Raw genomic sequence first — 12322 nt, 5'->3', positions numbered from 1 at the left:
GGAAGGGTTTTTTAATTGCTTATGCTTTCACGCAACGCAGCAGGGTATAGCTCAGCCCCACGTTGTTGTTCTCCATCACCACTTCCAGCCCGGCCGCACGGATGCAGTCGTAAAACTCGTCGGTGTGGTACATCTGGCTGTTGCCGTTGGCGATGGCGGTAAAATAGAGCGACGTCTGCTGCAGGCAGAACGCGGCGGATTTGAATTGCTGTTTGTTCCAGAAAGGTTCCAGGATGAACACGCTGCCGCCATCGTTGAGCGCTTCGCGGCAACGGCGGAGAATGCTGATGATCTGCTCTTCGGAGAAGCAATCCAGGAACTGGCTCATCCAGATCACGTCGAAGCCCTGCGCAAACGGCAGGCTCTCGTCGAGGATGTTCGTCTCGAAGAAGGAAACCCGGTCCTGCAGGCCCGCTTCGTTGATGTTCTGGCGCGCTACGTTGATCTGAACGGGCAGGTCCATGATGGTCACATGCACGTCTTTATCGTATCCCGCGCAAGCCATCGACCATTTCCCGGTATTGCCGCCGATGTCCAGCAGCTTTTTGGGCTTCTGCCCGAACACGATGGGCAGTACGCCGGGGAAGGCGAGGTCGGAATAATAATGGTCGAAGTTGAACCAGCTGGTGCGGGCAGGTTCGGGAAGGATAGAAAGCCCCTGGTAGATGGTTTCCCACGGGCCCAGCTCCTGCAGCCCCGCCGGACGGTTCTCCGTCAAACTGTCCTGCAGATGGTACATGGCCTTATAGCACACATCGTGCGAAAAGTCCATATTGATGCGGGTGAGCTCGTCGTTCAGGATGAAATAACCGGTTTTCGAAAGGGTGTAGCGCTTTTCGTTCACCAGCAGCATATCCATGCCCAGGCCCGCTTCCAGCAGCACGCGCAGCGAATACCGGGAGAGGTTCACTTTGGGAAGTATCTCGTCGATGGTGGCGCCTTGCATGCCCGCGTCAGACACGGCTTTGAGGACGCCCATGTCTCTCAGCGCCTTGGAAGCCTGGAAAGCAATGGGTGCAAAAGCCAGCCAGAGGGCCTGTTCTTTCGCCTGTAATGCGGTTTTCGTTTCCTTCGTGAAAAAGTTCATGGGTGATCTGCTTTTTTAATTTTTTACAATGTCACACGGCTGAACACCATCGCCGCATTGCACCCTCCAAAACCGGAAGTGGTTTTGAGGAAATGACGGATGGTACGTTGCCCGAGTTGACTGCTCACCATCAATGGATGGCTGATTCCGGATGATTCAAAGCCGGCGGTCGGCAATACCACACCTTGTTTCATGGCATATATCCCGGCCACCGTCTCTATGAGCCCCGCCGCGCCAAGGGTATGGCCGTAGTTGCCTTTGAGACTGTTGACCGGAACATCCTGCAAACCCGACAAATGGAAAGCCTTCGCCTCCATTTCGTCGTTGTACAGCGTGGCGGTACCGTGCGCCGATACGAACCCGATATCCGCGGGCCCCAGGCGGCTCCGGTGCATCGCGGAAACAAGCGCGGAAGAAAGTTCGGCGCCCGTTCTCGACGGACCGGAAATATGATTGGCATCGTTGCTGGAAGCGCCTTCCCCGAGGAGGATGGCTTCGCCGGCCGGCAACAATGTCGTGTCCTTCGTTAAAACGACCGTAGCCGCTCCTTCCCCCAGGGTCACCCCTTTGCGCGCCGCGTCGAACGGGCGGCAGGGCTCGTCGGAAACGGCCTGGAAAGACTGGAAGCCGGACAGGACGAACCTGGTCAGTTCGTCGGCCCCGCAAACCACGGCATGGTCATATTGCCCGGCGCGGATGAGGCGCTGGGCGATGAGGATGGCGAGGAGGCCTGAGATACAGGCGTTGCTCACCACGATAGGCTGTGCGGCCGCGCCTACGGTTTTGGCAACCTGTGCGGCGGTGGCGTGCAGCAGCATGGAGGCGCCGGGCTGGCCGGCTTTCCCCTGTTCCAGCAAGGCGATGTTGCCTTTGGTGGTGGACAGGATGAAGGCGGTGCGCGGATCCCCGATGGGCACTTTCGTGCGGGAAAGCGCGTCTTTGATGCTGAGTACGGTCAGCTGCTCGAAACGGGTGTTGTCCGCCAGGCCGGCCGATGCCGCGGCGGGGCGCAGCAGTTCTTCGGGCAGGGCGGAAGCGAAAAAGCCGCCGGGTTGCCGGCGGATACCGCTTTCTCCGGCGAGGAGGCGGTCAAAGTTGGCCTGGGCCGTGAGCCCCAGGGGCGACACGATGTTTTCCGCAGCTACGTACACCTTCGTCATGACACCCCCCACTGTTTTTTCCATTCCGCGAAAAACGCCGGAACGGTAAGTTGCAGGATGTCGGCTTCCTTGTCGAGGAACACCTGCACGGAGGCGCCCGTGCAAACCACTTCGCTTGTTTCGGCGTTGTACAGGGTGTACTCGAAACGGATCTTGGCGGCTTCCGTAGGGATGTAGCGGGTTTCTACCCTTACTTTATCGCCATACCGCAAAGGCCGCTTGTAATTGCATTCCACGTTCACGACGGGCACCGTGTACCCATGCGCGAAAATGTCGAGATAACGCAACCTGTATTTCGCGCCGAAGGCTTCCCTGCCGTCTTCGAAATACCGGATATAATTGCCGTGCCACACAATGCCCAGCGGATCTGCTTCATTAAACCGGACCAGCACTTCCGCCTCTTCGCTCAATACAGGTTGCATGAATGATGTTGATGTTTTCAATTAAAATTATCCTCCGTAAGTGGATTTCCACTCTTTGTACTTGTCTTTTTCGATGTCGTCAAGGATGGATTTAACGCCGGACAGGTACATGTTGGCATACCCGAAGGCCACGCCGAACTTGCCGCCCATCTTTCCCACCATGCGCTCGGTGAACAGTACTTTTTTGGTTTTCATGTCTACCAGCGTTACGTAGGCCGACATTTCCTTCTTGGTTTTGTTGATGCCTTCCACGAACCAAACGATGCCGATACCGGTTTTGCCGTTGAAATCGAACCCTTTCACGAGGGTGGTGATGTCTTCGGGCTTGAGGTGCTGGTAATCGTCGGAGTTGTCGGACAGCAGGTTGTCCGGATCGATCTTCGCGGTCCTTTTGTTAACCGGCCCGATGTCTGTGCTCACTTCGCTGCGGCGGAAAGCTTTGGCTACGTCGAACTTCTTGTATTCGTTCACCACTTTCTGGTTTACTTCCACGAAGTTTTTTTCTACGATCTGATCGGCTTTGGCGGCGGCGTCGCCGATGAGGCGGGTTTTGGTCCAGTCGAGGCCGATCCAGGTCAGCTTGGTTTCCGTGTCGAATACGTCTTTGGCGGTCTGGGCGTTTGCGGCGGATGCGCTAAGGGCGAAAGCGATCACGGGCAAAACGAGATTTTTCAGTTTCATGGTGACTCTTGTTTTATGGTTTTTGGGCGATGAAAATTTTCATGTCGCATTGTGCCAGCGTCCGGCCGTTCAGTTGAACGGAACCTTTGACCACGGTGGCGTTGAAGAGTTCATGGGTGATAAGGATTTCTGTCTGGAGGGTGGATCCTGCGGGCGGGAGCTCCAGTACTTCGAGGTTTTGAATGGCGCCGATGAAGCCGAGGGGCACGGGCACATTGTCGCGCCTGGCGAGAAACCCGACCCTGGCCGCGGCCGTCTGCGCGATATTCTCTACGAGCCCCGGGGCCATGAGCGTTCCGTTTTCAACGAACACGTTGTCGGCCGCCACGTCGAGCTCGGTGCGGATGTTCTTTTCCCCCGCTTCGATGAGCCTGCTGATCATGACGATCGGCGGGCGCTGGGGGATATATTCGGTAATGTCTTCGTGATGCATATGATGCGTATTGTCAGTCTTTCGACCAGAAATCATAATAATTGAACCATTGCAGCGGATATTTCCGCACTTTCTCTTCCATTACGCTTACAAAATCTTCCATCGACTGGTCTAAACCACCCTGTTTGGCGCCGGGGTATACTTTGGGATCGGTGGCATAGAGGTGATAATGCGTAGCGGTTTCCTTAAAAGCAAAAACGAACGATACGGGCACCCTGAACGTGGAAGCCAGCAGGAAAGGCCCTATGGGAAAGCGTGCCGGCTCTCCCAGGAACATTTTCTCTGCCGTCTTGTTGCCGGCCAGGAACCGGTCGGCGTGCATGCACACCAGTTCCTGCTTGCCCAGCGCATCGTTGATGGCGTAAATATGCGAAAGATCGTCTTTCAGTACAATGACATTCACATTCCTTCCGCCCGTTACCCCTTCGAGGTAACTTTTTATTCTTTCGTGTTCCCCGTCGAACATCACGATGTTGATCCGGGTGTTCAACCGGGTGAACAGGTGGCCGGCCACTTCCCAGTTGCCCAGATGCGCACTGAGCAGGATGCCGCCCTTGCCGCTGCTGACCATCGCGTGGAGCCGTTCTTCACCATCGAAATCGAAGCTGAAACGATTGGGGATCCCGGCCATCACCACCACTTTGTCTATCAACGTCTGGCCGAATATATAGATATTCCGGTAAACGGACGCCATGGCGCGCCACCGGGAGTATTGTACCTTATAACGAAAAAACCGGTACATAGACCGGGCAGTGTTCCAGGAGAACAGGCAATAATAAACTGAAACGAATACCAGCAGGAAATAAGCCGGACGAATGCCTCCGTAACGCAATACACCAATGAAGATCCGGTAACCGAGCTTATTTCCTTTGGATTTACCCTGCCACGATGGCATTATACCAGTTCTTTTTGTTTAACACGTTCGATGACATAATCATAGAAGTCCTGGAAGGTAACGATGCCCTGGAAGTCTTCCGGTTTCACCTTGAACCCGAAATTGTTCTCGATGGCCACTACCAGGTCAATATAGTCCAGGCTGTCCAGTTCCAGCGTGGCCTTCAGGTCGGCCTCGGGGGTAATGCTTTCGGGTGAAACTTCGAATTCGTCCGCCAGAAAAGCATTGGTTTTTTGAATGATCTCCTTGATTTCCATAAACTTTAAGTGTTCCAGATATAGGTTAGATAGCTTTCACTTTGCATCCCATGGGTTCGCATGCAGGCTACGGGGCAAAATTATAGAAAAACCGCCCATAACCGGCCTCATGTCCGAATTATTCCCATTTCCTGACAATAAGGGAGGAGTTAGTTCCCCCAAAGCCAAAGGAATTAGACAAAAATATATTAAAATTTTTATTAATTGTATTCGTAACGATGTTCAGTTTGGCCGAATCATCGTCGGGGTTTTCGAAATTGATGTTGGGCGCCATGAACCCGTGCTGCATCATGAGCATGGAATATACGATCTCGCTGGCACCGGCCATCCAGCATTCGTGCCCTGTCATCCCTTTGGTGGAGCTGACGGGCGTGCGGCATTCGCCGAACACGGCATGGATGGCTTTGGCCTCGCTGGCGTCTCCCGCGGGGGTCGACGTGGCGTGGGCGTTGATGTAGCCGATGTCTTTGGGCGACAGGCCCGCATCGCGCAGGGCCATTTCCAGGCTGCGCGTGGGCCCTTCCACGCTGGGGTTGCTGATATGCGCCCCGTTGCTGGAGAAACCGTATCCCAGCACTTCTCCCAGGATGGGCGCGCCGCGGCGCTGTGCCGATTCCAGGCTTTCCAGGATCACCGTGGCCGCCCCGCCGGAAGGCACGAGGCCGTCGCGGTCGCGGTCGAACGGGCGGGAAGCGCGCGTGGGGTCGTTTTCACGGACGGAAAATGCGGCGATGGCGTCGAAATTGCCCATGGCGTACAGGTTGATCTCCTGTGCGCCGCCGCAGATCACCGCGTCCTGCATGCCCGAGCGGATGAAGCTATACCCCACCCCGATGGCATGCGAGCCGCTGGCACAAGCCGCGCTGATGCTGAAATTCACGCCCTTGAGCCGGAAAATGGTGGCCAGGTTCATGTTGACCGTGGAGTTCATGGTCTGGAACACCGACCCCGAGCCCACGAGCATGGTATCTTTCTTTTCGCGGATAATATCGGTAGCTTCCACGACGGGCTTGGCGGAACTGTCGTTCCCGAACAGCAGCCCTACTTCCTTCGAATCCAGGTAATCGGGGTCCATTTTAGCCACGGCCAGGGCTTCCCGGGTGCTCATATAGGCATATTCCGCCTGTTCGGGCATCATGAGCCGGGAGCGCCGGTCCAGCAAGCCTTTCAGCTCCGGACGGTCTACCCAGCCGGTCAGCCCCGAGCGGTAACCGAACGCTTTGCGATCGGCGTCCAGCACGATGCCGGAACGCCCCTGGAAAAGGGATTCCTTCACCGTCTCCAGGTCTTTCCCGAGACAGGAATATATGCCTATGCCTGTGATCACTACTCTGTTCATGCGCTGTGTTAATTATCATCGCGGGGCCATGGCCCCGTATTTTTCGTTACTGTTTTGATATGCTGCGGAAATGGCTGCCGGGTCAGGAATAAAGACCGCCGTTGATGTTGAGCACTTCTCCGGTGATGTAGGACGCGCCTCTGGACGACAGGAAGGCCACGGCTTCTGCCACTTCTTCGGCCGTTCCGAAGCGTTGCATGGGCACCATGGCGGAGAGCTCTTTTTCTGGCAGTCCGTCCGTCATGTCCGTCCGGATGAAACCCGGGGCCACGGCGTTGACGGTCACGTTGCGCTTGGCGACTTCCTGGGCGAGGGCTTTGGTGGCGCCGATGAGGCCGGCCTTGGCGGCGCTGTAGTTCACCTGGCCGGGGGTCCCCTTCAATCCGGAAAGCGACACCATGTTCACGATCCGGCCGTAGCGTTTGAGCAGCATGCCGGTAAGCACGAGCTTGGTAACGTAGAAAAACCCGTCGAGGCTCGCGTCCAGCACGCTTTTCCATTTTTCGGTCGACATCTGGAAAAGCATCATGTCTTCCCGGATGCCGGCGTTGTTGACCAGCACTTCGATCTGTTTGTCTTTATTGGCTTCGAGCCAGGCGCCGAGCACTTCGTTCACCTCGCTTTCGTTCCCTACGTCGAATTTGAGCAGGGTGCCATCGGAGCCTTTCTGGCGCACGGCTTCCAGGGTTGCTTCCGCCGCGGCCGTATTGCCTTTATAATTGATCAGGATATGGTAGCCCTGTTCCGCCAGTTTGATGCAAACCGCCCTGCCGATGCCGCGGGAACCTCCTGTTATCAATGCGCATTTCATCCGTGTAATTGTTTCTTATGCTGTTGTTTCGTTAAAATATTGCTACTGAACGGAAGATTTCTTCCGCTTCTCCACGGTCGGCTCCGCCACCACGGGCTCGTGCCGCATGAGGTAAGCCTTGATGCGCTGCACGTCTGCATAACGGGGCGCGTCGTCGATAAATTTAGGGAAAATAGCCCTGATGTCCTGATAGATCTTGTGGGTAAATGCGCCCAGGCGGTCCTGGCAGTTGAGGAAATCCACCGCCTGGAGGAGCGTCATCACCTGAACGGTCAGCACTTCGAAGGTATTTTCGATCACTTTGTACGTCAGCTGTGCCGCGTTGCAGCCCATGCTCACGATATCCTGGTTGTCGTTGTTGTTCGGGATGCTGTGCAGGTACATCGGGTAGCTGAGGGTCTGGTTTTCCGCTACGGTGGAGGTGGCGGTGAACTGCACACCCTGCATGCCGAAGTTGAAGCCCAGCTTGCCGAGGTTCATGAACGGCGGGAACTTGTGGTTCAGCTTGTCGTTCATGAGATAGTTGAGCTGGCGCTCGCTGAGCATGGAAAGCTTCGTCATGGCGATTTTCAGCTTGTCCATCTCCAGGGAGATATAATCGCCGTGGAAGTTGCCGCCGTGGAACACGTTCTGTTGCCGGTGGTCTACCACGGGGTTATCGCTCACGGAATTGAGCTCGCCGACGATGATCGTTTCGGCCTGCACGAGGATGTCGTAAATGGGGCCGAGTATCTGCGGAACGCAGCGCAGGGAGTAATATTCCTGCACTTTGTCCTTGAAAATCTCTTCTTCCAGTTCTTTGTAGAAGTGATCGGGCCGGTGGCGGATCATTTTTGACCCGGCGAGCATGCCGCGCATCATTTCCGCGACTTTATTCTGGCCGGTATGGCGTTTCACGACGTTGAGCTCGTAGCTGAGGTGATCGTCGAACGCTTCCACCACTTCGTTGATCATGGCGCTGAGGGCGCAGCTCCAGAGGAGCAGCTTGCGCGCTTCGATGAGGTTCACCAGGGCGATGCCCGTCATGGCCGAAGTGCCGTTGATGAGGGCGAGCCCTTCGCGGACGCGCACCGTGAGCGGCTGGAGGCCCAGCTGCTCGAAAACTTCCGCCGCGGGGCGGATTTCGTCCTCATACAACACGTTCCCCTCCCCGATCAGCGCATGGGCCAGGTGGGCCAGCTGAACGAGGTCGCCGCTGGCGCCAACGCCGCCGTGCTCGTAAATGCAGGGATATACGTTAAGGTTGATGAGGTCGCGGAGGAGGTACACCAAGTCGGTGTGAACGCCGGAATAGCCCTGCATGAAACTGCTGAGCCTGGCGATCATCAAAGCTTTGGTGTGGATGGGCGCCAGGCATTTGCCGGCTCCCGAACTGTGGCTGCGGATGAGGTTATACTGCAGCTGCAGCGTATCTTTTTCCGGGATCCGGTACTGCGCCATGGGGCCGAAGCCGGTGTTGATCCCGTAAATAAGCTTTTTAGCGGAAAATATCTTGAGAAACTCGAAGTTGTCATTCACTTGCTGTACGGCTGTTTCATCGAGTACCAACTCTTCCCCTTCAAACAATACCCTGTGTACTTCTTCCAAAGAAAGCACCTTACTTCCTAGTACAACCATTATTTTAAATTAAATTATTTGTTTATGTAAAAAAGCGCTCAAAATTAGTATAAAGATGTTTTTTTCCTAATATCCTTGCTTCCTATTTTTAACGGACGGTCAGGGGTTACCATACTCCTTTGGCATTCAACTAGTTACAAATTGCAGTGATAGTAGGTGGCTTCCTGTCGCGTTCAATTCCGGTCTGGCAATACATCCCGAAGTGCCGTTTTGCCGGTCATTTCGGGATGTAAATTTATTACTCTTCTTCAATATTCGCAGGGGGCGTTACCAGAATTTTGTCGATCCGGTGCGCGTCCATGTCCACGATCTCGAAGGTAAAGCGGCGCCATTCCAGCTTTTCGCCGGTTTGGGGGATATGTTCCAGGTGGTGCAGAATGAATCCGGCCAGGGTGTCGAACTCCTGTTCGAACTCGGCCATCTGGTCTTCCATATCGAATTCGGAGAGAAAATCGTAGAAAGGTATCTGTGCGTCAACGAGATAGCTTCCATCCTCCCGTTTAACCATGTTGTAATCATCCTGACCGGTTTCCGGCATATCGCCCACGATCGCTTCGAGAATATCGTTCAGGGTGATCATCCCAAGAAAAGTGCCATATTCGTCAACGATGAACGCGGCATGGATCTGCGTTTCCTTGAACTTTTCAAGCACCTGGTAAGCGGAGTTGTTTTCGGGGATGAAGAGGGGCTTCTTCATGATATCTTTCAGCACGGCCACGTTGCCGGCGGTATAGAGGTCCTTGATGGTAAGGATGCCCCGGATATTGTCGATCTGCCCTTCGCAGACGGGGTATACGGAGTGGGGTGCCTGTTTGATCTTGCGCTTGTAGCTTTCCACTTCCTCGTTCACGTCCAGCCAAACGATGTCTGTCCGGTGGGTCATGAGGGAAGTGATATTACGGTCGCCCAGGTGGAATACCCGTTCGATGATTTCCTGTTCGGTTTCCTCGATGGCGCCGGAAGAGGTGCCCTCGGAAATGATCGCCTTGATCTCTTCCTCCGTCACATTGTTATCCGACGAGCGTTTCAGCCCGAAAAGGCTCACCAGGGCCGCGGTGGAGCGGCTCAGCAGCCAAACGAAGGGGAATGTGAGGCGGGAAATGAAGTACATGGGCTTGGCCACGTTCTTCGCAATAAGCTCCGGGTTGGCCAGGCCGATCCTTTTGGGGAACAGTTCGCCGAGCACGAGGGTGAAATACGTCACGCAGATGACGATGATGGCGGTGGCGATGGCATTGGCGTAAGGCACCAGGGCCGGCATTTGCATCACGAAGCCCTTTACGTCTTCCTTCAATTGTTCGCCGGAATATAAACCGGTCAAAATGCCGATCAGCGTAATGCCGATCTGGACGGTGGACAAAAACGTGTCCGGGTTGTTGGACAGCTTCAGGGCTGCCCTGGCTTTTTCGTCCCCCTGCTTGGCTGCGCTTTCGAGGCGCGCTTTCCTTGCGGAAACCAGGGCAATCTCCGCCATAGAGAAGATGCCGTTGAGCAAAATGAGGACGAGGATAATGACGACTTCCATAATATATAAAGCCTAAAAATAATTAATTATTCAAATATCAGGGTAACAAAAGCCATTCCCAGGCCAATCGCGATGGCCAGCACCTTTCTGCCGCTCAGTTCATGATGCCTGGTGCCGGACTCGTAGAAAATGGTGGTCGAGATATGGAGGAAAGCGCCGATCACCAGCGCCACGATGTAGATCAGCGAATGGGTGACGGCTTCGGACTTGTCTCCCAGCCACCCTGCCAGCAGCGCCGAAAAAGGCGTGACGAGGGAGAAGATGACGAGGATCCTCCAGAGCCTGGCGCGGGATTGCCCGGCGTGGACCATCACGGTAATGAGCGTGAGGGATTCCGGGATCTTGTGGGCCATCACGCCCAGCATGAGCGACGGCAATGCGGATTTGTCTTCATAATGGAACCCCAGCGGGATGCCTTCCATGAACGCGTGGATGGAAAGCCCCACCAGCAGCGGTGTTACCGCGATGTGATGGTGGTGCCCGTCGGCAGCCGGCAGGTGGGTATGCCCATGCTCCATGCCGTGGCTCAGCTGCTGGAGGAACACCTGCAGGAAAAACCCGATCACGATGTAAATCCCGGCGGAATGCCCCAGCTCGTGGTACACTTCCGGCAGCAGGTGCATGATCGTGACGCCGAACAGGAACGCCCCGGTGAACGCCAGCAGGTAAATGGGCAGGCCGGGACTGATCCGCTTGAATATCATGGGGATCATGCCGCCAAAGATCGTGGCGGCCAGGATGAGTATGAGGTAAGCTATGTTCATGTTGTTTTTTCAGGTAATGGCTCCAGCCCGATACGCCTGGTAAAGAACCCTCCGCTCAGCGAGCCCGCCAGGCAGCCCAGCAGCGCCCCGCCCAGGATATCGGTCGGGTAATGCACGCCCACATACACCTGTGCGTAGCAAATAACCGCCGCCCATACGAAAAAGAGCCAGGCCCAGCCGCGGATGTACCGCCGCAGGGTTATAAATGAAAACATGGCCAGTCCGAAATGGTTGGCCGCGTGAGAAGATGTGAAACTGCCGCTTTGGGGGTAATATCCCACCATGATGCGCACATACGGGGCAATATTGGGATCGTTGCCCGGGCGCAGCCTGCCTACGGCGCCTTTGAGGAAACTGCTGGCCTGGTCGCACAGGGCAAAGGTCAGGATGAAGAAAACGATCCACCAGAAACCTTTCCAGCCCCAGTTCCAGGTCACGAAAACCATGAGGAACAGGTACAGGGGCGCCCAGAGATAGGGTTCCCGCATCCAGGGCAGCCAGCTGTCCAGGAAAGGGGTCGCCCATTTACTGTTGATGTTGAAAAACAGGACCAGGTCCCAGGTGAGCAAGGTTCCCATCAGGATGTCGGTTTTTGGGCGATAAGGATCAACCGCGGGGAATGCGCCTCATCGAAAGTGTTAAAATGATAATCCCCGAACACATCGGTGATCTCGAGCTTCTGCAACGCGAACATCTCCCGGAAATCGGCCAGGCCGAAGGCAGACACCCGCTCGGCGAAGCTCGTCCTGAACAGCTTCTTCCTGTCGAGGATACGGATCTCCTTCATAAACTTCCCCCCTTCCACCTCGCGGTGGATGTCGAACACCACATCGTCGATCTCCTTGATCTCGTTCGGCACCAGGTGCGCCGCCGCAAAAGGACTGTTCAGGTAATCCAGCACCAGCCTTCCGCCCGGCTTCAGGCTGTTGGTCAGCGTGCGCAGGGCGTTATCGTTCTCGTGCCGCGTTTCGAAATACCCGAAACTGGTGAAAAAATTGAATACGATATCGAAATAGTTGATGCGGAATGGCAGCCGCATATCGTGCTGGAAAAAGCTCAGGCGCTCGTTCTCCAGCTTCCGCGCAGCGGCGATGCTTTCTTCCGACAGGTCGATGCCGGTAACGTTGAACCCCTTGTCTGCCAGGTACCGGGCATGCCTCCCGCGGCCGCAGGCCACGTCGAGCATCAGGGCGCCGGCGTCCGGGCGCAGGTAATCTACCAGCTTGTCGATGAAGGCAGACGCTTCCCGCTCATCCCTGTTGTTGTACAGCAGGTGATAATACGGTGAATTGAACCAGTCTTTGAACCATTGTTTCGGCACTTCCATTTCG

The 12322-nt window shown here is 55.5% G+C and carries 14 protein-coding genes; all 14 read right to left on the bottom strand.

Annotation, left to right across the window (positions count from 1 at the left end):
- Window positions 1–19: 19 nt before the first annotated feature.
- Window positions 20–1087 carry a class I SAM-dependent methyltransferase gene (locus ACQKLP_RS19485; protein ID WP_427324557.1) on the bottom strand — a complete coding sequence of 356 codons (1068 nt, stop codon included), beginning with the start codon at window positions 1085–1087 and terminating at the stop codon, window positions 20–22.
- A 23-nt stretch (window positions 1088–1110) separates the two neighbouring features.
- Window positions 1111–2247 carry a beta-ketoacyl-[acyl-carrier-protein] synthase family protein gene (locus tag ACQKLP_RS19480; RefSeq protein WP_427324555.1) on the bottom strand — a complete coding sequence of 379 codons (1137 nt, stop codon included), beginning with the start codon at window positions 2245–2247 and terminating at the stop codon, window positions 1111–1113.
- Window positions 2244–2669 carry an acyl-CoA thioesterase gene (locus tag ACQKLP_RS19475; protein WP_427324553.1) on the bottom strand — a complete coding sequence of 142 codons (426 nt, stop codon included), beginning with the start codon at window positions 2667–2669 and terminating at the stop codon, window positions 2244–2246. Before ACQKLP_RS19475 ends, ACQKLP_RS19480 begins: the two co-directional genes overlap by 4 nt.
- A 27-nt stretch (window positions 2670–2696) precedes the next feature.
- Complete coding sequence (locus ACQKLP_RS19470; RefSeq protein ID WP_341840988.1) at window positions 2697–3350, bottom strand: hypothetical protein; 654 nt, start codon at window positions 3348–3350, stop codon at window positions 2697–2699.
- Between the two features lie 13 nt (window positions 3351–3363).
- Complete coding sequence (locus ACQKLP_RS19465) at window positions 3364–3783, bottom strand: 3-hydroxyacyl-ACP dehydratase (protein WP_427324551.1); 420 nt, start codon at window positions 3781–3783, stop codon at window positions 3364–3366.
- Between the two features lie 13 nt (window positions 3784–3796).
- Window positions 3797–4525, bottom strand: coding sequence for a lipid A biosynthesis acyltransferase (locus ACQKLP_RS19460; RefSeq protein WP_427324549.1), 729 nt, complete (start codon window positions 4523–4525; stop codon window positions 3797–3799).
- Window positions 4526–4677: 152 nt separating this feature from the next.
- Complete coding sequence (locus ACQKLP_RS19455; protein WP_341840991.1) at window positions 4678–4935, bottom strand: acyl carrier protein; 258 nt, start codon at window positions 4933–4935, stop codon at window positions 4678–4680.
- Window positions 4936–5053: 118 nt separating this feature from the next.
- Window positions 5054–6274, bottom strand: coding sequence for a beta-ketoacyl-[acyl-carrier-protein] synthase family protein (locus ACQKLP_RS19450; RefSeq protein WP_427324547.1), 1221 nt, complete (start codon window positions 6272–6274; stop codon window positions 5054–5056).
- 82 nt (window positions 6275–6356) lie between these two features.
- Window positions 6357–7085 carry a 3-oxoacyl-ACP reductase FabG gene (fabG, locus tag ACQKLP_RS19445; protein WP_427324545.1) on the bottom strand — a complete coding sequence of 243 codons (729 nt, stop codon included), beginning with the start codon at window positions 7083–7085 and terminating at the stop codon, window positions 6357–6359.
- A gap of 42 nt (window positions 7086–7127) precedes the next feature.
- Window positions 7128–8702 (bottom strand): HAL/PAL/TAL family ammonia-lyase, encoded by a 1575-nt coding sequence (locus tag ACQKLP_RS19440; RefSeq protein WP_427324543.1) that lies wholly within the window; start codon window positions 8700–8702, stop codon window positions 7128–7130.
- A gap of 238 nt (window positions 8703–8940) precedes the next feature.
- On the bottom strand, window positions 8941–10227 hold the full coding sequence (locus tag ACQKLP_RS19435) for a hemolysin family protein (protein WP_427324541.1): 1287 nt from the start codon (window positions 10225–10227) through the stop codon (window positions 8941–8943).
- Window positions 10228–10253: 26 nt separating this feature from the next.
- Window positions 10254–10991 (bottom strand): ZIP family metal transporter, encoded by a 738-nt coding sequence (locus tag ACQKLP_RS19430; protein WP_427324539.1) that lies wholly within the window; start codon window positions 10989–10991, stop codon window positions 10254–10256.
- Window positions 10988–11569, bottom strand: a complete 582-nt coding sequence (locus tag ACQKLP_RS19425; protein ID WP_427324537.1) for a phosphatase PAP2 family protein — start codon at window positions 11567–11569, stop codon at window positions 10988–10990. The genes ACQKLP_RS19430 and ACQKLP_RS19425 overlap by 4 nt, the downstream gene beginning before the upstream one ends.
- A complete protein-coding gene (locus ACQKLP_RS19420) occupies window positions 11569–12318 on the bottom strand; it encodes a class I SAM-dependent methyltransferase (protein ID WP_427324535.1) in 750 nt (249 codons plus the stop codon). The genes ACQKLP_RS19425 and ACQKLP_RS19420 overlap by 1 nt, the downstream gene beginning before the upstream one ends.
- Between the last annotated feature and the right edge of the window lie 4 nt (window positions 12319–12322).

It is taken from the genome of Chitinophaga sp. NPDC101104, from assembly GCF_050277495.1.
GTDB lineage: Bacteria > Bacteroidota > Bacteroidia > Chitinophagales > Chitinophagaceae > Chitinophaga.
The sequence above is the reverse complement of the archived record's forward strand: the minus strand, read 5'-3'. Positions and strand labels throughout refer to the sequence as shown.

Coding starts and splice junctions, on each gene's coding strand:
- ACQKLP_RS19470 (WP_341840988.1), bottom strand. CDS start 3,350: ATGAAACTGAAAAATCTCGTTTTGCCCGTGATCGCTTTCGCCCTTAGC.
- ACQKLP_RS19425 (WP_427324537.1), bottom strand. CDS start 11,569: ATGGGAACCTTGCTCACCTGGGACCTGGTCCTGTTTTTCAACATCAAC.
- fabG (WP_427324545.1), bottom strand. CDS start 7,085: ATGAAATGCGCATTGATAACAGGAGGTTCCCGCGGCATCGGCAGGGCG.
- ACQKLP_RS19440 (WP_427324543.1), bottom strand. CDS start 8,702: ATGGTTGTACTAGGAAGTAAGGTGCTTTCTTTGGAAGAAGTACACAGG.
- ACQKLP_RS19435 (WP_427324541.1), bottom strand. CDS start 10,227: ATGGAAGTCGTCATTATCCTCGTCCTCATTTTGCTCAACGGCATCTTC.
- ACQKLP_RS19455 (WP_341840991.1), bottom strand. CDS start 4,935: ATGGAAATCAAGGAGATCATTCAAAAAACCAATGCTTTTCTGGCGGAC.
- ACQKLP_RS19430 (WP_427324539.1), bottom strand. CDS start 10,991: ATGAACATAGCTTACCTCATACTCATCCTGGCCGCCACGATCTTTGGC.
- ACQKLP_RS19480 (WP_427324555.1), bottom strand. CDS start 2,247: ATGACGAAGGTGTACGTAGCTGCGGAAAACATCGTGTCGCCCCTGGGG.
- ACQKLP_RS19460 (WP_427324549.1), bottom strand. CDS start 4,525: ATGTACCGGTTTTTTCGTTATAAGGTACAATACTCCCGGTGGCGCGCC.
- ACQKLP_RS19485 (WP_427324557.1), bottom strand. CDS start 1,087: ATGAACTTTTTCACGAAGGAAACGAAAACCGCATTACAGGCGAAAGAA.
- ACQKLP_RS19465 (WP_427324551.1), bottom strand. CDS start 3,783: ATGCATCACGAAGACATTACCGAATATATCCCCCAGCGCCCGCCGATC.
- ACQKLP_RS19420 (WP_427324535.1), bottom strand. CDS start 12,318: ATGGAAGTGCCGAAACAATGGTTCAAAGACTGGTTCAATTCACCGTAT.
- ACQKLP_RS19450 (WP_427324547.1), bottom strand. CDS start 6,274: ATGAACAGAGTAGTGATCACAGGCATAGGCATATATTCCTGTCTCGGG.
- ACQKLP_RS19475 (WP_427324553.1), bottom strand. CDS start 2,669: ATGCAACCTGTATTGAGCGAAGAGGCGGAAGTGCTGGTCCGGTTTAAT.